Raw genomic sequence first — 22,032 nt, forward strand, 5'->3', positions numbered from 1 at the left:
GTCGACATCGCTGCTAGTACGCCCCATCACTCCCGACCACCGCCTTCATAGTTTTTGCGATGATCAACAGATCTCCCACCATCGACCAGTTCTCGACATACGAAAGATCGAGCCGCACAGTCTCTTCCCACGACAGGTCCGATCGTCCACTGACCTGCCACAGCCCTGTGACTCCCGGCTTGACCAGCAATCGCCGTCGAACCTCACCGTTGTAGGTCTCGACCTCACGCCGCAGCGGAGGCCTCGGCCCCACCACGCTCATCTCGCGCTTGAGCACGTTGATGAACTGCGGCAGTTCGTCGAGACTGAAACGCCGCAGCACCTTGCCGACAGGTGTTACCCGCGGATCGTCACGCATCTTGAACAGAACCCCGCCAGCGCCCTCGTTCTTATCGAGAAGATTCGCAACCTGCTTGTCCGCGTCGACGGTCATGCTGCGGAACTTGATCATCGAGAACGGCTTGCCGTCGATTCCCATGCGCTCGGACTTGTAGAACACCGGGCCACGGCTCGTGGCCTTCACCGCGACGGCCACTGCCAACAGAATCGGTGAGATCAGCACCAGGACGAGAGCCGCGAACGTCAGGTCGAATGCGGTCTTGCTGAAGCGCGTCGCGCCGTTGTACTGCGGCTTCTCGACGTGAATCAGAGGGAAGCCTGCGACGGGCCGCATCACGAGTCGCGGGCCGGCCACATCGACGACACCCGGCGCGACCACAAGGTCGACGTCCTTCTTCTCCAGATCCCAGATCATTTTTCGGATGCCTTTGTGGCCGAGGTGCTCGGTGGCTGTCACGGCAACGGTGTCGGCACCACATTCTTCGATCGCATCGAGAACGTCGTGCTCGTCGCCCAGCACCGGAATCTCGGTGCCTTCGACGTGAACCACGCCGTCCCGCGGAGCCTCGTAGCCGGGCATGCAAATTCCGACCACCGCGTACCCCGCAGACGCAGACTTCTCGAACGACTGCGCCATCGACACCGCGGCCGTGCGGCTTCCCACGATCAGGACTGAGGTCTTGTACTCGCCCTTCCCGCGAAGTCGGGTGACGATCTTGCGCCAGGCCCAACGGGTCAAGAGCAGTGCGAGTAGTCCGACCGGTAGAGCGATAGCGAGGTAGAGCCGTGCGATGTCGATCCGGAAGAGCAGGGACGCGATCGCGATCACCCCGAACAGGCGGAAGGTTGCCGACACGATGCGCCGATACTCCTCAGCACCGTTTCCGATGACGCGAGGCGATCTGGTGCGGAAGATCGCGAGGAACGCGATCCACAGTCCGGCCAGTGCGACGGAGACACCGGTGTACGTCATGGTCGAGAGCAAGTCGGTGGTCTCGACATCGCCGAACCGCACGATCTGGGCCAGAGCAACGGACAGGATCACGACCAACACATCGGTCACCCGCAGGCGTGCGATGTACTGACGTTCCCACACGTGCCGCGACGTCAGCGTGCGCGTTGCCACCACGTCCGAACGACGGGGAGATCCCCAGAGAGAGCGGTGTGCAGCCCCGACAGTTGCCACGTGCTCTCCTCCTCTGCACTAGTACGCACGCCACCGGCGAGCGGATGAATCCGATCGATACCCATCCGCTGTGCGACTGGTATCGAATTGAAATAGTCCCATGCCGTTCGATGTACCACCACGCGAGCGGTACAGATCACAAACCAATAACAGCATTGACGTTGTTTACCACATCGAAGGTAATGCTGCGATCCGCGAGAACAATCGAACTCCGCTAGCAATTTTTCCGCCCAAAACCGCTCTGCGACAAGCGGATTGAATGTGAACTGTGACCTGTCACAGGTATCTAAGTTGTTTTTAGGGCGTTTATCATATAGCGCAGTGTGCGCTTACTGCCGATAAAGGGCCACAGCACCTCTGCACGCAGGTAGAAGCCAGCGAAGTACCCGATACGAGCCGGTAACCGGCGTGAAAATTGGATTCCGCCGCAGATGCCCCCGGAGTTCCGAAATTCATTCCCTCGAATGAATTTCGGAAAACCTCCTCGCCCGCTGCGATCAGGGACGCCCCAACCCGCGGTAATTCCACCCCGCCGCGCGCCACTGTTCCGGGTCCAAGCAGTTGCGCCCGTCGATCAAAGTCTTGCTGCGCACCGCACCCTCCAGATCCTTCGGAGCGAGTGCCTTGAATTCCTTCCACTCCGTCAGCACCAGCACCACGTCAGCGCCCTCGCAGGCCTCGAGCGCGGAACTGCTGTAGGTCAGGGTGGGGAACAGTGCACGGGAGTTCTCCATGGCCTTGGGGTCGTACACGTTGACCGCGGCACCCTGGAGCTGAATCTGCCCGGCGACATTGAGGGCCGGTGAATCACGAACGTCGTCCGAATCGGGCTTGAAAGCGGCACCCAGCACAGCGACCCGTGCACCGAGGAGAGACCCACAGGCCTCACGCGCCAACTCCACCATCCGTGTGCGGCGTCGCATGTTGATGTTGTCGACCTCACGCAGGAACGTCAGTGCCTGGTCAGCGCCCAGTTCACCGGCCCGGGCCATGAACGCCCGGATGTCCTTGGGCAGGCAGCCGCCGCCGAAGCCGATGCCGGCATTGAGGAACTTGCGGCCGATTCGCTCGTCGTGGCCGATGGCGTCGGCGAGCACGGTGACATCTGCACCCGCGGCCTCACACACCTCCGCAATAGCGTTGATGAACGAGATCTTGGTGGCCAGGAACGCGTTGGCCGATGCCTTGACCAGCTCGGCGGTGGCCAGGTCGGTGACCAGGAACGGGATCTTCTCGTCGAGCAGCTGCGCGTACACCTCGCGGGCGAGCGCCTCGGCGCGTCCCGGACGGGCGCGGTCCACGCCCAGCACCAGGCGGTCGGGGTGCAGGGTGTCCTTGACGGCGTAACCCTCGCGCAGGAACTCGGGGTTCCATGCCACCTCGACGTCGTCGCCGGCCGGTGCAAGTTCGCGGGTGATCTTGCCGAGTCGTGCCGCTGTGCCCACTGGCACCGTCGACTTGCCGAAGATCACGGCCGGCTTGGTGAGCAGCGGCGCGAGTGTCTCGATGACCGAGTCCACGAACTTCATGTCGGCTGCGAACTCCCCCTTTTTCTGGGGCGTACCGACACCGAGAAAGTGGACCTCCGCGAAATCCGCGGCTTCCTGGTACGACGCCGTGAAGCGGAGGCGGCCGGCCGCGATGTTCCGCTGCAACACCTCTTCGAGACCGGGCTCCCAGAACGGGACCTCGCCGGCTTCGAGCTTCGCGAGTTTGGCCGGGTCCACGTCCACGCCGAGCACCTCGTGGCCGAGCTCGGCCATGCATGCTGCGTGAGTCGCGCCGAGATAACCGGTACCGAACACTGTGATTCGCATTTGTTCCATTCCCCGTCGGTCGTTCTGAACAATGGTGTATTCGACAAGAGCCCGTGACTTCCCGTCACAGCAAGTGCCTGGAGGACATCGCCTTCAGGTCACGCGCGCATACCGGAATAGTAAACACAGGCGTTCATGACCGTCACCCAGGAGACTGCGGTCACAGAGCCAGCTGAACAACCGGCGAGTCGAAGGTTTCTCAGCGACGAACGGGAAACTGCGGGTTCTCCGGTTCTTCGACGGCCTCGGCGCAGCGGTGGATGAAATCGCTCAATTCGGAGCGGACCTCGGGAGCGAGTAGATCCAGGGGGACGTCGGTGCCGTGGTACTCCGCGAACGCCGACGTGTAGGCATCGACGCTGTCGGAGATCACCGCGTGCAGCGAGGTGGACCTGTTCAGGTGAACCTTGGCGATCACATCGATGCGATCGGCCAAGAAGTCGTGAAACGTATTCTGCGCCATGGTCACGTCACGTCCGTTCTCCGAAACAGGTGTCATTGCGTCATGGTACGAACAAAACCGACCGTCCGCAGGGTGAGCGTCCTCGAACTAGTACGCGCCGTCGCTCTTGGCGACGGCGACCGCGGTCTTGGCGATGATGAGCAGATCCCCTGTCATGGACCAGTTCTCGACGTACGAGAGATCGAGGCGAACGCTCTCCTCCCACGACAGATCCGATCGGCCACTCACCTGCCACAGCCCGGTGATACCCGGCTTGACGAGCAGTCGACGACGCACGTCGCCGTCGTACGTTTCCACTTCGCTGCGCAGCGGCGGCCGCGGACCCACCACGCTCATCTCGCGCTTGAGCACGTTGACGAACTGCGGCAGCTCGTCGAGGCTGAACTTGCGCATCACCTTGCCCACCCGGGTGACCCGTGGGTCGTCGCGCATCTTGAACAACACCCCGCCTGCCCCTTCGTTGAGCGCGGCAAGTTCCTGTACGCGCTTGTCGGCGTCCTGCACCATGCTGCGGAACTTGATCATCTGGAAAGGCTTGCCGTCGATGCCCATTCGCTCGGACTTGTAGAAGATCGAGCCCTTGCTGGTGAGCTTGATGATTGCGGCGAGAGTGATCAGGACCGGTGAGATCAGCAGGAGGACCGAGGCGGCGAACAGGAAGTCGAACGCCGTCTTGCCGAATCGCTTCGCACCGTTGTATTGCGGCTTCTCGACATGGATGAGCGGGAAGTTCGCCACCGGACGCATCACCAGACGGGGACCGGCGACGTCCACCACGCCGGGCGAGACCACGAGGTCGACCTTCTTCTTCTCCAGATCCCACACCATCTTTCGCAGTCCGCGATGGCCGATGTGTTCGGTGGCGGTCACCGCCACGGTGTCTGCGCCGGAGGTCTCGATGGCCTCGACGACGCTGTGCTCGTCACCGAGCACCGGGATCTCGACGCCGTCGACGGTGAAGGACGTGTCGTTGCCGGGCTCGTAGTTGGGTAGGCAGATGCCGACCACGCTGTAGCCGGCCTCGGGGGAACGCTCGAACGACTTGGCCATGGCGAGAGCCGAGCTGCGGCTGCCGACGATGAGTACCGAGGTCTGGTATCCGCCACGAGCTCGTTTGCGTGACACCACTTTTCGCCACACCCACCGACTGAGCAGAAGTCCGATCAGGCCGACGGGCAGTGCGATCGCGAGATACAGACGGGCGATGTCCAGTTGGAACAGCAGGGAGAGGATCGCGATGGTTCCGAAGAGCCGGAACGTGGCCGACACGATGCGGCGGTACTCCTCCGAGCCGTTGCCGATCACCCGTGGCGAACGGGTGCGGAAGATGGCGAGAAACGTCAGCCACAGAATCGCGAGCACTCCGGATATCCCGAGGTAGCCGATGACGGACCACGGTTCACGAAAATCGATCTCGCCGAAGCGGATGATCTGCGCAACCGTCACCGCGCCGAGAACGACCACCGTATCGGTGACACGGAGCCCCTCGGTGTAGTGCGTCTCCCATTCACGACGCGATGTCGTTCTGCGTAACCGTCGTGCATCACGCCGCGAGACAACCGAACTCTGCGCTTCCAGATCGCTGACTGACACTAGTTTCCCCTCGGTACTTACGCGTTGCCGAACCCTTGCGTGATCGGCACAGCTCCGTGCCACCCCGTCGTGCAGATTATCTTTTCGTGCTTATCGTGTCACTTGGTAACGGTTTGTTGATCGGCGAGAACCCGCAGGTCGTTACATGTTTCTACTGCATTAACCGCACGCGTCCCCCGCGTTGCCGAATTCTCCCGGAAGCCCCCATTCCGGCCTTTGTCGACCACCTATTAGTGCCACATTCACCTCGTGTGTCAAGCATTGTCGGTCGAACGCCGTACGTTCGGAGAGATGTCTGCGAAGACCTCCCACATTCGGCGTCCCAGTTCCCGTTGCCCCTCGCCGTTGTAATGGATCTTCTCGGTCTCGCTGTTGTAGAGCCCGCGCGGACCCGGCACGTACGCCACTTTCGTCTTGCGCCGGGGAGTATCGGCATGCACCGCATCGATGGCGGCGTAGTTCGCCTCCCCCGATTCGATCTCGTCGGGCACCATCTGGCCCACCACGAACGGAACGTCGCCGAACTCGCCGCGGAGCGTGTCGATCAGGCTGTCGAGCTTCTCCGCGTACACCGGCGCGGTCAGCAGCGGCACATCGCTCTCACCCTGATGCCACAGCACCGCGGCGAGCTCGTTGCCGGGCTTCGTCGCCAGCCCTGTTCGGATGCGCTGCAGTGCATCCCAGAACAGATTGACTCGCGCGCCGGTGTCGGCCGGATCCCAGGAGATGCCGTGGATCCGTGCGAAGCCCGAATCGCCGCGAGCATACGGAACCAGCAACACCGGCCTACCCGTTGCATCGGCGAGGTGCGCGGCGAACGTCGGACCGAAGCCGACTGCCTTGGAGGGCACCTCGTGAAAGAGAGGATTGCTGCCCGCCACGATGGTGTTCTTCGACCGGCCCGACGCGGCCCACTGATGCACCCGTGGATGCGGCGCATCCAGGCCGGCCCCGTCCAATCCGACGCCGGCACCGTGCGCATTGGACTGGCCCAGCACGGCAACCACCAGATACGGCTCGTCGATCGGTTCCACCGGAATGCCGCGTCCGAGACGCTTCTTCACGACGTCTTTCGCTCGCACCTTCGCGTTCTGCCGAAACCCCATGACGCTCCCCCTACTCACGTGCAGTCGTTCTGCGCCGGTACCCCGGCGAAACGATCCCCTATCCACTGATTGACGGCGTCGCCGTTCACATCCCCGTGCCCCCGGCCCGCCTGACGATCGATGGTGATGACGTCTCCGTACCCGCAGGCCCGCTCGAGAGCCGCGTCGGTCCATGCCGCATCGATGTACGTATCGGCATCACCGTAGGCCACCAGCATCGGTGCCGACGCCGGTCCCTGTGGCACGGCCATCGCCGCCAGTGCGCGCCGGAGGGCATCCGCGGCCGCATCGGATTTCGGGGCGAAGTCCCTGTCGCCGAGCCTGTTCACCGCGTCCTCACGCGCACCGGCCTTGTCCGGCGTGCAGCCGGTGAGCGCGGCCCAGTCCTGAGCGGCCCTGCCGCTGCGGTAGTCGTCGAGGTTCAGAGCCGGGTCGCGTCGCGCCAACGACTCCAGTACCCACTGCAGCAGAGGGCCTTGATCGTCGGTCAGTGTTCCCGCGATGGCCTTGTCCACCAGCCCTACCATGTTGGCCCCCGGTGCCAGCGCGACAGCGCCGACCAGATCCAGCTCGGGAGCGTAGGAATCGGCGAGTTCGTTCGCCGCCCACGCGGCACCCCCGCCCTGCGATCCGCCGAACGCAGCCCACTGCGTACCCACATCGGGAAAGACCGTCCGCAGTGCCCGTACGGCATCGATGACGTCGTAGCCGGCGGTGATGTTGTCCAGGTACGCATGGTTACCCGGATGCCCGAGTCCCTCGTAATCGGTGATGGCCACCGCGAATCCGGCTGTGGTGTAACCCTGTACGAGCGCCGAGGCCCCCAGCAGCGACGCGGACCGCGACGGAGCGCATGCCTGTTCGATACCCGTGGTGCCGTGGGCGTAGGAGATGACGGGCCAACCGCCCTCGGGTGCCTCGCCGGACGGGGTGAACACCGTGCCCGATACTTCGCGCTCGCCCACCCCCGGTTGCACCGAGCGGTACACCACCCGCGCCGCGTTCACGCCCGAAAGCCGCACCTGGATCGGCAGATTGGGCATTGTCTCGGCACTGACGATGGACCCGCTACCGGTTCCCGGATCCGCGATCACCATTGGTTGGGGGTCCGACCCGCGCAGTACCGCCGCGAGGGCTCCCTGCACCTGCCCGGCAACGGGCACAACGACCGCGCACCCGGAAAGCAGGGGTAGCAGCAACAGTGCTGCCAACCACCGCCGCGTCGTCGTCACGTCACTACTTGGAGGCCTTGAACCGACGCGCGTACGTCAGACCGGGCTTCTCGATGAATCGATAGGTCAATGACCCGAAGGCGATACTTATCGCTCCCACCAGCACGAAGTTCCGCAGAAGCCCCAGAGGGCTGTCCCCGGCCATCCACCCGAAGCGCCCCACCATGATCAGGATGGGGAAGTGCCACAGGTAGACGCTGAGCGAGATCATGCCGACGTAGCTCAGCGGTGCCCAGTCCGCACGTTCGGCGAGCAGCGACTTCTCCCCACGTGCCAGCGGCACGATGATGAACAGGATCAGCAGCGCCGAGCCGAATGCCACGGTGGAGCTCTGCCAGCGTGAATTGTCGTCGATGAGCTTGAGCGAGATCGCGGCGGTGGGGATCATCGCGAGTCCGGTCCACCAGCGCATCCTGGTGGCGATCGCGCCCTTCAGCATCCCGTTGTCGATGGCGACGAACACCACTGCAGCGAGCATCCCGTACGTGAAATTGTCTGCCAGCGACCAGAAGCTGCGGCTGAGCACCGCGACCTGGTTGGGACCCCAATCCAATAACTTCGGGTCGGTGATGCCCGACGGCCCGACGAGCGAGGCGGTGTAGAGCTTTCCGGTGATACCGATGACGAACATGATCACCACCGGGATCATCGCCAGCACCGGTGCCGAGATGGACGTGCGCTTGCGGAGATAGAACGCGATGCCCGTCAGCAGTGGCAACGCAAGGTAGAACGCGAACTCCAGCGAGAGCGACCACGACGGGTTGATCCCGGTTTGCAGCATGCTCGGAATGTACGAGTGCAGCAGCGTCAGATTTGCCAGCAGCGTGAGCGGATCGGTGAGGATGCCCAGACCGTTGTCGGTGAAATGCCGTTCGGCGACGGCCGCGTTCTCCACGAACACCGCTCGCATCACGAAGTTCGCGAACAGGAAGATGAACAGATAGGCCGGGAACACTCGGAGCAGGCGATGCATCGCGTAACTGAAGTTGTTCGGCATCGGTTTGCCTGCGAACAACTTTCGTACCATCGGCAGGAAGATCAGGAATCCCGACAGCGCGAAGAAGAAGATCAGGCCCTGCCCCAGCAACCCCAACTTGTACGTCAGCACGGTCTGCGGTGAGTAATGGCCACCGACGTGGACCGCGAGCACGCACAGGCACGCGAAGCCACGCGGGCCGTCGAGGCCGACGATGCGCGCGGGACGCTTGGACTCACCGGCCACCGAAGGCGCGGGCGCAGTCGCTGCGGCTGCGGTGCTGTCTGGAGTAGCAGTCATGGGTACCTTCTTCAGGTCACGGCGCTGGTGGTGGTGCTGGGCAGAAGTTGACGGCCTCGGTACCGGCGAACCGGTCGCCGAGCCAGCCGAACGCAGCAGCACCGTCGATGTCTGCGTGACCGGAATTCGGTTGGAGCACATACTGAATGGTGTCACCTGCGGCGCAGCCGGCACCGATGGCGGTGTCGGTCCACGCCTGGGAGATCAACGTGTCCTCACCGCCGTAGATCACCAGCATCGGTGCAGCAGCAGGAGACTTCGGCAGACTCATCTCCCGCAGGTATCCCTCGAGAACCGCAGTGGCCTCCGGCGTTGCCGGCCGCAGATCGTCGTCGCCGATCTGCGCGGCCAGCGACGTACGGTCGGCCGCGAGGACGCCCCCGCATGCCGAGAGCTCGTCCCACTTCTCGGCGACGATGCCGCGGCGATAATCGTCCAGATCCAGCTCGGGATGGGCCTGCGACAGGCCCACCAGCACCCACTGCAACAGCGGCTTCTGGTCGTCGGTGAGTGTCCTGTCGGCGGCTGCGGCCGCCAGGCCGGTGATGTCTGCTGCCGGCACCAGACTGACCGACCCGACCATGTCGAGTCCCGCGCCGTAGCTGCGCGCGAGTTCGTTTGCCGCCCAGGCTGCCTGACCACCCTGCGAACCACCGAACGATGCCCAGCGGGTCGACGTACCGGGCACCAACTTGCGGGCCGCACGCACCGAATCGATCAGGTTGTTCCCGACGGTCCTCGCATCGAGGTACGGGTGATACGTGCCGTCCAGACCGAGACCCTGGTAGTCCGAGACCGCGACCACGTATCCGGAGCGAACCAGCGCTGCCACGATCTGCGAGCTTCCGAGCAGTTCCGGATCGGTCGACGGCCCGCAATCGTTCAACACGCCGGTGGTCCCGTGACCGTAGGCGATGATCGGCCAACCACCCTCGGGCGCAGTCCCTTCCGGGGCGAAGATGGTGCCGGAGACTCGTTGGGTGGACCCGTCGATCCCGGACGTCGACGTGTACACCACTCGAGCAGCGATGGAGGAGATGGCGCTCACCCGGCGGTCCACGGTGAGCAACTCTTCCGCACTCTCGAGCGAACCGGGGCCGTCGTCGCTGTAATCGGCGGACAGGGTGGCCCCGACGGCGACGGACTGCGGATCGACCGCCTGATCGTCCGAAGAACATCCCGCAGCCACCAGTACCAGCGCCAGCGCACCTGTTGTTGCCGCTCTGCGTAGCAGCATCGTTCGTGTGTTCGTCATCGTCTCTCCCCCGTGACCTGCTTGACCAGATGTTCGACCTGATCGCGATGGTCGATCGAATCCCGCGCGATACCGAGCGCGAGAACCAATACGCCGCCGAGCACGACCCCCATGCCCGCTCCCAGCATCACGTTGCTCTTGACCTGCGGTGTCGTGGCCGCACCCGGCGTCGTCGCCGCATCCACCAGAGTCAGGACCGACACCGGCCCGTCGACCCCCAGATCGATCTCCCCGACCAACTTGATCAGCTGCACCGCAACGGAATTGGCGATGTCCCGTGCCTGCTCGGCATCGGCGTTCACCACCGAGATGTCGATCAGGGCAGAGCCGGGACTCGGCACCACCGTGATGTCCTGCTTCAGCACGTCGGGCTCGACGGGCAGGTCCTGGGATGCGATGACGCGTCGCAACACCTGCTCCCCGGTGGCCAGCTCGACGTACGACTCGACGCGAACCAGCGCTCCACGGTTTCCGTCGAGGGAGTTCTTGGGCGACGGTGGTCCAGGGGTGGTGACGAACACTCGCGACACCGCGGTGTACGAGGGCTCGACGAGATAGGTCGCCAACCACGCGACGCCCGCCGACAGCACCGCGGCGGCGAGGATCGATGCCCAGCCGGACAACAGAATTCGACCGTAGTCCTTGAGGGTCGGAACACCGGTCGGCGCGATCATTTGTTCAGCTCACACGTGTTGACCGGGCGTTGGCCGGCGAACATGCCCTTGACCCACGGCAGCGATCGGCTGCTGTCCAGATTGCCGTGCCCCTCGCCCTGATGCAGCTCGTACTCGACGAGGTCTCCGGAGTCACACGCGCGCTGCAGTGCCTTCTCGGTCCACGGTTCGAGGATCAGATCGTCCTCGCTGCCGTACATGACCAGCAGCGGTGTCGTCGAACCCTGCTGCGGCAGCGCCATATCCGACAGGTAGCCGCGTAGCCGATCCGTGGCCTCGGCGCTCACCGGCTTCAGATCGGCGGGCTCGAGCTGTGTCTGCAGTTCCGGGACATCGAGCGACCCCGGCGGAACACACTCGAGCAGATCGTCCCAACGCTCCTTCGCGAAACCGGACCGGTAGTCGTCCAGGTTCATCTCGGGATGCGAGATCGCCAACGAGTGCAGCGCGTACATCAACAGGGGGTACTGAGCACGAGTCAACGTTTCGTTCGCGGCCGCGTCGGCCAGCCCCGACATGTCCGACACCGGCACCATCGCGGCCGTACCGACCAGCTCCAGGCCGCCGCCGTACTCACCGTTGCGATCGCTCGCCGCCCATGCGGCCATCCCGCCGAGCGAGACGCCGTAGGCCGCCCACCGCGTGCTGAGCGTGGGCATGAAGTTCCTGGCCGCTCGTACCGCATCGATCATGTTGTAGCCGAACGTTTTCGAGTCCAGGTACGGGTGGTAGTCACCGTCCGTACCGAGACCCTGATAGTCGGTCATCGCCACCGCGAACCCGTTCAGGGCCAGAGCGGCCACGATAGGAGCATTGCCGAGCAGGTTCGCGTACAACGAGGGCCCACAGGCATTGAGTACCCCCGTGGTGCCGTGGCCGAACGACACGATGGGCCAACCACCCTCGGGCGCAGTACCGGCCGGAACGATGACGGTTCCCGAGACCTCTGTCGGTGAACCGGTGACACCCGAGGTCGACCGATACACCACCCGAGTAGCGGTGGCACCGAGCTCGGTGATGTCGGTCGCGATGTCCTCGATCGGCTCGGCCGAGATCAGCGAACCAGGAGCTGTGCCACCGACATTCGACGGCGGAGGCGGCTGCGAGGCCGGAGCCTCGGCGGTCACCGGAGCCGTTGGCGCGTTGGGAGGAAGAACGACCGACGCCTGCTGAGAACAGGAGACCAGCACCGCGGCGGCGGTCAGCACGACGCCGACCTGTGCCGCGAACCTACCTGGCATCGAAACTATCCTCTGCTCGCCGAGGAGGTCGCGGTATCGCTCTGCGCCGGCTTCGGCCTGACCGATGTGGAATGGGCAGGTGCCGAGGACGGTGCAGTGAACGGTTCTGCGGAAGCGGGAGTCTCGGCGGCACTCTCGGTAGGCGTCGCGCTGCCACCGAGGAGGCGTCGGGCTGCGGGCTCGAAGGTGGTCACGACGCCGAGCACGGTGGCCCCGACCCCGTCGAGCACCTTGATCGCACGCCTCAGCTTGTCGCGCGTCGTGCGGCCGGTGCGCGCGAGAACCAGTGTGCCGTCGGACAATGCGGTGAGGATCGCGCCGTCGGTGACCTGGAGCAGAGGTGGGGTATCGACGATGACGTAGCGGTACTCGCCGCGCAGCGACTCGAGTAGCTCCTGAGCGCGGTCCGACCCGAGCAACTCGCTCGGATTCGGCGGCACCGGACCCGAGGGCAGCACCGAGACACCGCCGAACACATCGTCCTGGATGGCATCCTCGATGCTGTGCTCGCCCGAGAGCACCGTCGACAGGCCGCTGCTCTGGTCGATTCCCAGCCGGGTGCCCAGGGTTGCGCTGCGTAGATCGCCGCCGACGAGCAGCACCCGGTGTCCTGCTTCGGCGAGAACGGCCGAGAGGTCGATGGCGGTGCTGGTGCGTCCTTCGCCCGCGCCCGCACTGGTGACGGTGATGACGCGAGGAGGAGTGCCCCCGCCGAGAAAGCGAATGTTGGTGCGCAGAGCGCGGAGTGGCTCGCCCATCTTCTGCATCGATGCCACGGCGGCCTTGGGTCGCGTCGCGTCGATCGGGAGGCCGCCGAGGACGACGCGACCCGAAATCTCCTCTGCGCGCGGCCTGTCCCGAATCGAACGATCCAGCAGACCGCGAAGCAACGCGAGTGCGATGCCGAGCACGAAGCCGATGGCAGCGCCGAGGCCGAGGACAGTGGTCAAGCCCATGCCGATCGGCGAGGTCGGTACATCCCCCTGATCCACGACGGTGGCACCGGCTGCTGGGCTGCCGCCGCGCTGAGAGGTTTCCAGTTCCTGTACCAACTGGGTCAGCTGGCCGGCCACCGCGTTGGTCAACACCTGAGCGACGGCCGGATCGGGATCGGTGGCGCAGAGATCGAGCAGCACCGTCTTCTCGATGGGGGTCGCGGTGACGCGCGAACGCAATTCGTCCGGGGACATCTGCAGCTGCAACTGATCGATCGCGCGCTGCGCAACCTGTGTGCTGGTTGCCAATCCGGCGTAGGACGTCACGCGTTCCTGTGAGAACAGGTTGTTCTGGTACGCCTCACCGACCGAGCTGCCGCCCTCCGTGGTGACGAACAGACGGGCGCACGCCTGATACTGCGGCGTCGTGAAGAACGTGTAGGCCCAGCCTCCGGCGACGCCGATGACCGTCGCGAGCGCAACGATCCACCAACCCGCGCGAAGAATTCGCCCGTACTCTCGAATCTCCACGAGTGCTCCTATCGAATGACATCGGTCAAGGGGAAAGAATAAAGCGCAGCGAACGATTCGGCACGGCGTAGATGTTGCGAGTGCATGAAAGCGTGACAACATCAGAGCCTATGAGCATCACGCAACGAGCCGGTGCGGCAGCCATCGTGATCGTTCCCGTTTTCGTTACATTCGCCATGATTGTCGGCGGAACTCCAGCGAAATTGGGGGCGTTCGCCCTCGTCGTGCTGACTGTGGGAGCGTACATCGGCCTACGTCATCCGCTGTATCTGTCTCGCGCTCTTGCATTTTCACTCGGTGCGTTGCCGTTCGGATACGTACCCGGTGTTCACGCTCCGTTGGTTTTCGCGTTGGGTATCGCGGTCGTTCTCGCCACTGTGATCCACCGCACAGCCGTGAGCCGCATCACATGGCCGGAACTGCCCATGATTGCGCTCATCGCTGCGTCCGCGTTGTCGATATTCGCGACGAGTGGCGCTCTGGTCGACTACGTCGAATTCGGTCAATGGCTCGTTTCCACACTCGTAGTCGTCTGCCTGTTGAGAATGCAGCGTGACGAATTGGCATTGTTCGGGCGCATCTATGTCTATGCAGCTTCGGCCGCAGCCGCTTTCGCCCTGGTGATCTTCGCCGTCGACCCCGCCGGGAAACTCATCCGCTATCTGTCGATATTCGGCTACGGCAGCGAGGAGGAAAGCACTCGCTTCGTCTACAGCAGCACCGGAGCCGCCACCGTCCGATTGGCAGGCACGTACGTCGACCCCAACGCAGCCGGAATCGGATTCGTGCTGGCACTGATGCTGTGCGTGCTGCTCTTGCGCCGCTACCTGCGCACAGCCCTTGCGGCCCTGCTGTTCCTGTCGATCGTGTTGACGCTCTCGCGGGCCGCACTGTTCTCGGTGGTGTTCGGCGTGGTGTTGATGCTGGTGTTCCAACAGCTACGCACCCGCGAACGCCTCGCCATCGTCGGCGCGTTCGCGGCCGCCTTCGTCGGTGCCATCGCCGTACCCACCGTCCGCAATCGCGTCTTCTCCTCCTTCGGCAACGAAGACGCGGGCTCGAGTGCACGCGGTGACGCCCTCGTGGAATTCCCCGGTCACATGCAAGGCCACTGGATGTTCGGACTCGGCTGGGGCCGTGCAGAATTCAAAGACCCCACGGTCGCTTTCGAAGTCAACTACGTTGCCAACACTCCCCTGCTGACCATCTACCGCGGGGGTCTCGTCGCCGGAATCGCCTTCGTCGCGATACTCGTCGTCATCGCGATAGTGGGCTACAAACTGCTCCGCGCTCGGCAGTGGGAGTACGGGTTCTACGGCGGCGGAATGATCGGCTTCTCCGTCGTGGCACTGCAGCTCGACTTCCCGGTCGTCACCATCCCGGCCACGACGATGGCGTTTTCGGTCATGTACGCCTTTCTCGTCCACGCATGGGAAAAGGCGTCCGAAACCGATCTCGACGGCGATAACTCCGAGAGTTCCGAAACGAAAAGCTTGCTTTTACCGGACAGTACTCGACCAGCAGTTTCATAAAAATCGCGCCAATTCTTGTGATTTGTACAAAGCTGCGTTCGTAGTGCAATGATTCACCGCACCGGCCCGTCGATTGGTACGGACCCCCTGGTGGAGAGAATGATGATGGTTCACTTTCGCGGTGGCTTTCGCACAATAATGTCAGCGACAACGGTAGTGGTCGTCGCTGTCGGGCTCGCTTTCGGAACGACGTCCGTTCTCCTTTCACCCGACCACCTCGTCGGCTCCCAATCACGTGCCGAGGCGGCCCCGAACCCGCCCGGTGTCGGACTCTCCGACGGCGGCGGACTGCTCTGGGCCACCGACGCCGAACTCGATACGACCGTGCAGTTCGTGACCGCCATGGGCGTGAAGTCGATGCGCATCGCCATCCCGTGGTCGACCGTCGAACCCACCCAGAATCAACTGAACTGGGCGCCCGTCGACCGGGTCGTGAACAAGCTTCGCGCAGCGAACATCTCCATGCTCGGCATCATCGCCTACACCCCGGCATGGGCGACCTCGCCCGTGAACCAACCCATCAACACCCGACCGGCATCGCCGGCGGCATTCGGCACCTTCGCCGGAAAAGTCGCGGCTCGATACAAGGGCAAGGTGGCCGACTACGAGATCTGGAACGAGCCCAACGGGGCGATGTTCTACGCACCGGAACCCGACCCCGCCGGCTACACCGCGCTGCTCAAGGCCGCGTATCCCAAGATCAAAGCAGCCGACTCGGCCGCCACCGTCGTCGGTGGCGTCCTGGGCGCGGCCGAACAGGCATGGGGAATCATCAACCCGGTCGATTTCACCAATCAGATGTACGCTGCCGGTGCCGCAGGGTATTTCGACGCCCTCTCCTACCACCCGTACCAGTACTCCCTGAAGTTCTCCGAAGGACCGTACGTCGACCACTCACCGGCCCGGCAGGTCATGGACATGCGGACGGCCATGGTCGCCAACGGCGACGGCAGCAAGAAGATCTGGGCCACCGAGTACGGCGTGCCGACATCGGTGGCGTCCGAGGACCAGCAGAGCGCGATGATCACCGACTTCGTCACCAAGTGGCGCGAGCTGCCGTACACCGGCCCGATCTTCCTCTATCAGCTCCGTGACAAGCAGACCGGCAGCAACGACCCGGAGATGACCTTCGGACTGTTGCGCACCGATTGGTCGGCCAAGCCTGCCTTGTGGGCACTGATGAGTCTGTTGCAGAACAACATTCCACGGACCGCCGAGTACAACCGCTTCGCCGCAGCACCCAACAACTTCGGTGCCGTTCTGGGGCCGGTGTTCCCCGTCCGAGACACCTGGGCGCAGTACCGCCAGGATGCCGTCGTGTACGAGATGCCCAACGGATTCGTCGGAGTCCCCCGCGCGGTCGCAGAAGCGGTGCGCTACACGGGCTTCTTGCCCACCACGCCGTTCAACGGCACCTACCAGGACTTCGACAGCCCCTACGGCCTCAGGGTGTTCTCAACCGCCATCGGCGGCACCCACAACATCGGTGGCGGCATCTTCAGCGCCTGGGACCCCACTCTGGGGCCGGCAACCAGTGACGAGGTGCCGCAGTACGGCGGCGGCGTGCGGGTGACGTTCCAGTACGGCGCGATCACGTGGGCACCGTGGGTCGGCACCACCGTCACTCGTTGAATTCACACACATCTGATCGATAATTCACAAACCGCGCGGACCTATTCTTTCGATCCGTGCTGCCATTTCTCGGTGACTTCATTGCGGCCACGTTAACTCTGCGCAAAGGCACGGTTTCCGTTCTCTGTAAATCTATTTTGCCTTGTGAACCACCTCACTTAGCGCTATCTATTTGTCCCCGAAACGGATATTCATATACAGCGAACGAATGACTCTTCGTGGCAGGATTATGTCCAGTGTTCGCACGTCTCGTCGGGGGACGCCAGGTATTCGACGCTCTTGTTGTGCATCGGCGCACTAGGGGGCGCTATTCGGCGTGCGGGAAGCCCCAGCTCCATTCGAGTACGGACCGACACGATGGGTAGCTCATGAAGACCGATGTTTCTGTGTTGCAGCCGGGTTCACTGCTCCATGACGCGGCGGCAGCATGACCGACCGCCTCCGCGTGGCCATTGCGCACGACTACCTCACCCAGCGCGGTGGTGCCGAGAAGGTCGTCCTGGCCATGGCCCGCGCCTTCCCCGACGCACCCATCTACACCACGCTCTTCGAGCCGTCGACGACGTTCCCCGAGTTCTCCGATCTCGACGTACGCCCGTCGTCCTTGAACCGAATCGGTTTCCTACGCAAGAACCACCGTGCCGCGCTTCCGTTGCTGCCCTTCGCATCCTCCTCGATCGAGATCGACGCCGACGTGGTGCTCACCAGTACCAGCGGTTGGGCACACGGCTTTCACACCTCGGGACGCAAACTCGTCTACTGCTATTCACCTGCGCGTTGGTTGTACGAATCGCAGATGTACCTGGGGGAAAGTCGCAGCCCCGTCAAACGTGTTGCCCTAAAAGCGCTTTCGCATCCGCTTCGCCAGTGGGATCGACGGGCGGCCTTCTCGGCAGACCGTTACCTCGCCATCTCCACGGTGGTGCAGCAGCGCATCAGCGACGCGTACGGCATCTCGTCGACCGTCGTACCCGCACCGTTCACCGTCGAGAAAGCGCCGGCCGAATCGATACCCGACGCGGCCGCGTGGCTGGGCGCAGACGGCTACTACCTGTGCATCTCCCGCCTGCTTCCGTACAAGAACGTCGACAAGGTGATGGCGGCCTTCGCCGACACCGATCGCAAGCTGATCGTCGTCGGACGCGGCCCGGAGGCCGATCGACTGCGAAAGCTCAAGTCCGACAACGTCCTCATGCTCAGTGACCTGACCTCGGGACAGATGACCTGGCTCTACCAGGGCTGTAACGGTTTGATCGCTGCAAGCTATGAAGATTACGGATTGACCCCCATCGAAGCGGGTCATCACGGCAAGCCCAGCGCAGTGTTGCGCTGGGGCGGCTTCCTCGACACCGTCGACGAGGGCGTGACCGGTGTGTACTTCGATGAGCCCCAGCCGGATTCGATCGCCAACGCGGTCGACGCCCTGGAACGCACGCACTGGGAGCCGTCGAAGATCCAGAACCACATGGAGCAGTTCAGCGAAGAACGCTTCGCAGCCGAGTTGGACGCCGCAGTGACAGACATTCATGCAGGACATATGGAGAGGACGGCGTCGCGATGACCAAGCGCGCACTGATCACCGGCATCACCGGGCAGGACGGCCTGTACCTTGCCGAACTGCTACTGAGCAAGGGCTACAAAGTGTTCGGTCTGCTACGGGGACAGAACAATCCGAAGGCAGCGATGATCGAGCAGGTGCTGCCTCAGGTAGAGGTGTTGCACGGCGACCTTCTGGATCTCTCGGCGCTGATGCGCGCCTTCGCCGTGGCCGACCCCGACGAGGTCTACAACCTCGGAGCCGTCTCCTTCGTGGCGTACTCGTGGGAGAACGCACGTCTCACCACCGACGTCACCGGCGGCGGAGTGCTGAACATGCTCGAATCCACCCGGCTCTACGAGCAGGTAGCGGGCAAGCAGGTTCGCTTCTACCAGGCCTCGAGCTCGGAGATGTTCGGCAAGGTCCAGCAGGTTCCCCAGCGCGAGGAAACACTGCTCTGGCCACGCTCGCCGTACGGCGTCGCCAAGGTCTACGGCCACTACATGACCATCAACTACCGCGAGTCCTACGGCATGCACGCCAGCTCCGGAATTCTGTTCAACCACGAATCACCCCGTCGTGGACCGGAATTCGTCACACGTAAGGTGTCCCAGGCCGTTGCGCGCATCGCACTGGGGCTGCAGAGCGAGCTCTCGCTCGGCAATCTCGACGCCAAACGCGACTGGGGCTTCGCCGGCGACTACGTCGAAGCCATGTGGTTGATGCTGCAACAGGACGACGCCGACGACTACGTGATCTCCACCGGGGAGACCCACTCGATTCGTGAACTCCTCGACCACGCGTTCGCCGCCGTCGACATCGACGACTGGGAGCCCTACGTCAAGATCGATCCCCGTTTCTTCCGGCCCGCGGAGGTCGACCTCCTCGTCGGCGACTCGGCCAAGGCCCATGCCGCACTCGGTTGGAAGCCGAAAGTCGGCTTCCCCGAATTGGTTACAATGATGGTTCAGAACGACCTCGTCGAACAATCGCCCGACACCGTCAAGATCGCGTGAGTGCCGGACATACCCCGACTGCGCTGATCACCGGAGTGGCCGGCCAGGACGGCAGCTACCTCGCCGATCTGTTGCTCGAGCGCGGTTGGACCCTCCACGGTGTGGCCAAGCCCGGCGGGAACGACGGGACGGTGAACGTCCATGTCGAGCAGCACCGCGTCGATATCAGCAAGCCGGGTGTCGCCCAGGTGCTGATCCACGAAGTGCAGCCCGACTACGTTTTTCACCTCGCCGGGATCTCCTCGGTGTGGCGATCGTGGAACGACCCGGTCCTGACCACTCAGGTCAACGGGCTCTCTGCTGCGGCGCTGCTCGATGCCTGCTACACCGAGCAGGAAGCATCGGGTAAACGCATCGTGCTGGTCAACGCATCCAGTGCCGAGATCTTCGCCGGCTCCGGGGTCCCATTGCAGAACGAGGAAACGCGCGTTGCGCCCACCTCCCCCTACGGGGTGTCGAAGGCACTCAGTCACAACATGGTTCAGGTCTACCGAGCCCGAGGACTCGAAGCCACCAACGCCATCCTGTTCAACCACGAGTCGCCCAGGCGACCGGAGACCTTCGTGACCCGCAAGATCACCAAGGCCGCCGTCGCCATCACCCGGGGCACCCTCGACACGCTCGAGCTCGGCAACCTCACCGCGGAACGCGATTGGGGCTGGGCCCCGGACTACGTGGATGCAATCGCCGCCATGGCCGACTACGGCAAGGGCGACGACTTCGTGGTCGCCACCGGACAGGCTCACAGTGTCGCCGACTTCGTGGCCGCCGCCTTCGCAGCCGTAGGTATCGAGAACTGGCGTGACTACGTGCGCAGCGATTCCGAGATGCTCAGGCCCGCCGACTCGGCAAGAATGGTCGGTGACGCCGCCAAAGCCCGTGATCTGTTGGGCTGGGCACCGACGAAGGATTTCGACCAGATCGTCGACGCGATGGTCCAATTCGACATGACCGAGGAGATGGCAGCATGACAGCGGTGGAACGGCCTGTGGGCGAAGCGGAGCCCGAGATCTACGACGTGTCGAACTACAAGATGCAGGACATCACGTTCAAGCGGAAGCTGCGCAACCGTATCGGCACCCTCGGCTTCAACATGATCGTCACCTTCATCCCGTCGCACTGGATTCGGCAGAACTTCCTGCGCGCGTTCGGGGCGACGATCGGCAAGGACGTCTCGATCTTCCGCGGCACCACCGTCCTCGACCCCGAGGGCCTGACCATCGGCGACGCCTGCTCCATCGGTTTCCGCTGCATGCTCGACGCCCGCGGCGGAATCACGATCGGCAGCAACGTCGTCATCGCCAGCGATACACACATCATCGCCGGCTACCACGATCACAACTCACCGGAATTCACTCCGATCCTCGAACCCTGCGTCATCAATGACTACGTCTGGATCGCCAGCCGCAGTACCCTTCTCAGCGGGGTGACCCTCGGTCGCGGCGCCGTCGTCGGTGGTTGCTCGATGGTGCGCGGAGACGTCGGCGAACTCGAAGTGGTTGCCGGAGTGCCCGCGAAGGTGCGAGCGATGCGTGACCCGAAGGCGCTCGCCTACCGCCCCAAGTATCGGCCGCTGTTCTACTGATGATCCTGCGTGACTGCCGACTCGTCTACGTCGCCCCCCGATCCGGGGTCGGCGGCGTGGGCGACTACGCCGACGACTTCGCCGACGCCGTGCGGCCACACTTCGCCGAGGTGATCGAGTACCGCCACGACGGACCCGGATCTCACTCGGTGCGCGATATCATGCGACACCGCAAAGCGATTCAGGAGCTCGTCGACGCCGATCCAGGCCGTGTCATCGTGCACTGCGAACTCAGCGGCGGCTCGGTGATGCCGTTCTGGGCCACAGCTCGGCTCACCGGGAACCCAATGGTGACCGCGACGGTGCACGACCCACCCGGAATCGTCTGGTGGCCCGCCCGCACCAAGTTCCTCGCGGGCAAGAAGGTCCTCAATCACGGCCTGCACTACCCACTTCGAGCGGCCTGGCGTCGCCTCGAACGCTCCGTGGTGGGCAGCCGGACGCTGTTCGCGCTCACCCGTTCCGGTGCCGACTCCCTCGAGCGCAGCTACCCCGAAGTGACGGCCGAGGCCGTGATGCACTTCGTTCCCGAGCGCCCCGACATCACCCCCGCCGAGGATCGCCCCCTGGCCGTCGGCCTGTTCGGATTCGTCTATCGCGGAAAAGGATTCGACCAGCTCCAGCAGCTCCGCGATCGTATGCCGAACGACATCGCCATTCGCATCGCCGGCCGCGGAACCGAACTACTCGACCCCGTCGACGGCGTCGAGATCCTCGGTGAGGTCAACGGACCGGACGAGGACGCCTTCTTCGATTCCATCCGTGCACTCGTGGTGCCCTACGGCAAACGATCCATCTACGGTGACGCCTTCCCCGCCTCCGGTTCGGTCAGTCGCGCCATCGCTTATCAGACCCCGGTGGTGTGCCTTCAGGAAGGCGCACTGTCCGAAACCGACGGCGGTGCACTGGTCGTCGCGGGAGGAACGAACGAGATCGCCGACGCCACCGCAGCCCTGGTCACCGACCGGGCGGCACTGACGAGGCTGCGCCGAGAAGTAGAGACCCTGCGCCGCGCCAACTCCCCCGACATGGTGGCTCAGAATTTCGTGGCTGTGTGGTCCAAATGATGCGGTGGTTTCGAT

At 63.8% G+C, this 22,032-nt stretch carries 18 protein-coding genes; 7 read left to right on the plus strand and 11 right to left on the minus strand.

The features are described from left to right. Positions 1-13: 13 nt before the first annotated feature. From CH273_RS03350 to CH273_RS03400, 11 genes are all read right to left on the minus strand, one after another. Positions 14-1,525 carry a sugar transferase gene (locus tag CH273_RS03350; RefSeq protein ID WP_052049838.1) on the minus strand — a complete coding sequence of 504 codons (1,512 nt, stop codon included), beginning with the start codon at positions 1,523-1,525 and terminating at the stop codon, positions 14-16. Positions 1,526-2,022: 497 nt separating this feature from the next. Continuing rightward, positions 2,023-3,342 (minus strand): UDP-glucose dehydrogenase family protein, encoded by a 1,320-nt coding sequence (locus CH273_RS03355; protein ID WP_032397204.1) that lies wholly within the window; start codon positions 3,340-3,342, stop codon positions 2,023-2,025. 199 nt (positions 3,343-3,541) lie between these two features. After that, positions 3,542-3,841 carry a hypothetical protein gene (locus CH273_RS03360; protein WP_032396551.1) on the minus strand — a complete coding sequence of 100 codons (300 nt, stop codon included), beginning with the start codon at positions 3,839-3,841 and terminating at the stop codon, positions 3,542-3,544. Positions 3,842-3,892: 51 nt separating this feature from the next. Beyond that, positions 3,893-5,398: a sugar transferase gene (locus tag CH273_RS03365; protein WP_230596900.1), complete on the minus strand. Its 1,506-nt coding sequence runs from the start codon at positions 5,396-5,398 to the stop codon at positions 3,893-3,895. Positions 5,399-5,652: 254 nt separating this feature from the next. Then, positions 5,653-6,522 carry a sialate O-acetylesterase gene (locus CH273_RS03370; RefSeq protein WP_230596901.1) on the minus strand — a complete coding sequence of 290 codons (870 nt, stop codon included), beginning with the start codon at positions 6,520-6,522 and terminating at the stop codon, positions 5,653-5,655. Further along, entirely contained in the window at positions 6,519-7,736 is a 1,218-nt protein-coding gene (locus CH273_RS03375; protein WP_032396554.1) for a lipase family protein, read from the minus strand. The genes CH273_RS03370 and CH273_RS03375 overlap by 4 nt, the downstream gene beginning before the upstream one ends. 4 nt (positions 7,737-7,740) lie before the next feature. Then, the gene (locus CH273_RS03380) at positions 7,741-9,012 is read right to left on the minus strand and encodes an acyltransferase family protein (RefSeq protein WP_032397205.1); all 1,272 of its coding nucleotides are present in this window, start codon (positions 9,010-9,012) and stop codon (positions 7,741-7,743) included. 16 nt (positions 9,013-9,028) lie between these two features. Then, positions 9,029-10,267, minus strand: a complete 1,239-nt coding sequence (locus CH273_RS03385; protein ID WP_230596904.1) for a lipase family protein — start codon at positions 10,265-10,267, stop codon at positions 9,029-9,031. Beyond that, positions 10,264-10,941, minus strand: a complete 678-nt coding sequence (locus CH273_RS03390; protein ID WP_052049840.1) for a YveK family protein — start codon at positions 10,939-10,941, stop codon at positions 10,264-10,266. The genes CH273_RS03385 and CH273_RS03390 overlap by 4 nt, the downstream gene beginning before the upstream one ends. Further along, positions 10,938-12,182 carry an alpha/beta hydrolase family protein gene (locus CH273_RS03395; RefSeq protein WP_032396555.1) on the minus strand — a complete coding sequence of 415 codons (1,245 nt, stop codon included), beginning with the start codon at positions 12,180-12,182 and terminating at the stop codon, positions 10,938-10,940. Before CH273_RS03395 ends, CH273_RS03390 begins: the two co-directional genes overlap by 4 nt. Before the next feature lie 5 nt (positions 12,183-12,187). Beyond that, entirely contained in the window at positions 12,188-13,648 is a 1,461-nt protein-coding gene (locus CH273_RS03400) for a tyrosine-protein kinase domain-containing protein (protein WP_082322561.1), read from the minus strand. Between the two features lie 110 nt (positions 13,649-13,758). Here CH273_RS03400 and CH273_RS03405 point away from each other — a divergent pair, with 110 nt between their 5' ends. The 7 genes from CH273_RS03405 (at position 13,759) to CH273_RS03435 (ending at position 22,017) form a co-directional block, all read left to right on the plus strand. Beyond that, on the plus strand, positions 13,759-15,180 hold the full coding sequence (locus CH273_RS03405) for an O-antigen ligase family protein (protein WP_032396556.1): 1,422 nt from the start codon (positions 13,759-13,761) through the stop codon (positions 15,178-15,180). A gap of 156 nt (positions 15,181-15,336) precedes the next feature. Then, on the plus strand, positions 15,337-16,812 hold the full coding sequence (locus CH273_RS03410; protein ID WP_256991279.1) for a glycoside hydrolase family 5 protein: 1,476 nt from the start codon (positions 15,337-15,339) through the stop codon (positions 16,810-16,812). Between the two features lie 427 nt (positions 16,813-17,239). Further along, positions 17,240-18,373, plus strand: a complete 1,134-nt coding sequence (locus CH273_RS03415) for a glycosyltransferase (RefSeq protein ID WP_032396557.1) — start codon at positions 17,240-17,242, stop codon at positions 18,371-18,373. Next, positions 18,370-19,365: a GDP-mannose 4,6-dehydratase gene (locus CH273_RS03420; protein WP_032396558.1), complete on the plus strand. Its 996-nt coding sequence runs from the start codon at positions 18,370-18,372 to the stop codon at positions 19,363-19,365. Before CH273_RS03415 ends, CH273_RS03420 begins: the two co-directional genes overlap by 4 nt. Then, positions 19,362-20,336: a GDP-mannose 4,6-dehydratase gene (locus tag CH273_RS03425; protein WP_230596908.1), complete on the plus strand. Its 975-nt coding sequence runs from the start codon at positions 19,362-19,364 to the stop codon at positions 20,334-20,336. Before CH273_RS03420 ends, CH273_RS03425 begins: the two co-directional genes overlap by 4 nt. Next, on the plus strand, positions 20,333-20,950 hold the full coding sequence (locus CH273_RS03430) for an acyltransferase (RefSeq protein WP_032396559.1): 618 nt from the start codon (positions 20,333-20,335) through the stop codon (positions 20,948-20,950). Before CH273_RS03425 ends, CH273_RS03430 begins: the two co-directional genes overlap by 4 nt. Next, positions 20,950-22,017: a glycosyltransferase gene (locus tag CH273_RS03435; protein ID WP_032396560.1), complete on the plus strand. Its 1,068-nt coding sequence runs from the start codon at positions 20,950-20,952 to the stop codon at positions 22,015-22,017. Before CH273_RS03430 ends, CH273_RS03435 begins: the two co-directional genes overlap by 1 nt. Positions 22,018-22,032 lie beyond the last annotated feature (15 nt).

The organism is Rhodococcus sp. 05-339-2, from assembly GCF_002258965.1.
GTDB lineage: Bacteria > Actinomycetota > Actinomycetes > Mycobacteriales > Mycobacteriaceae > Rhodococcoides.

Excerpts from the sequence above, each read along its gene's own strand:
- CH273_RS03355 (WP_032397204.1), bottom strand. The coding sequence starts at position 3,342 with ATGCGAATCACAGTGTTCGGTACCGGTTATCTCGGCGCGACTCACGCA.
- CH273_RS03360 (WP_032396551.1), bottom strand. The coding sequence starts at position 3,841 with ATGACACCTGTTTCGGAGAACGGACGTGACGTGACCATGGCGCAGAAT.
- CH273_RS03380 (WP_032397205.1), bottom strand. The coding sequence starts at position 9,012 with ATGACTGCTACTCCAGACAGCACCGCAGCCGCAGCGACTGCGCCCGCG.
- CH273_RS03385 (WP_230596904.1), bottom strand. The coding sequence starts at position 10,267 with ATGACGAACACACGAACGATGCTGCTACGCAGAGCGGCAACAACAGGT.
- CH273_RS03390 (WP_052049840.1), bottom strand. The coding sequence starts at position 10,941 with ATGATCGCGCCGACCGGTGTTCCGACCCTCAAGGACTACGGTCGAATT.
- CH273_RS03395 (WP_032396555.1), bottom strand. The coding sequence starts at position 12,182 with ATGCCAGGTAGGTTCGCGGCACAGGTCGGCGTCGTGCTGACCGCCGCC.
- CH273_RS03405 (WP_032396556.1), top strand. The coding sequence starts at position 13,759 with ATGAGCATCACGCAACGAGCCGGTGCGGCAGCCATCGTGATCGTTCCC.
- CH273_RS03415 (WP_032396557.1), top strand. The coding sequence starts at position 17,240 with ATGACCGACCGCCTCCGCGTGGCCATTGCGCACGACTACCTCACCCAG.
- CH273_RS03420 (WP_032396558.1), top strand. The coding sequence starts at position 18,370 with ATGACCAAGCGCGCACTGATCACCGGCATCACCGGGCAGGACGGCCTG.
- CH273_RS03430 (WP_032396559.1), top strand. The coding sequence starts at position 20,333 with ATGACAGCGGTGGAACGGCCTGTGGGCGAAGCGGAGCCCGAGATCTAC.
- CH273_RS03435 (WP_032396560.1), top strand. The coding sequence starts at position 20,950 with ATGATCCTGCGTGACTGCCGACTCGTCTACGTCGCCCCCCGATCCGGG.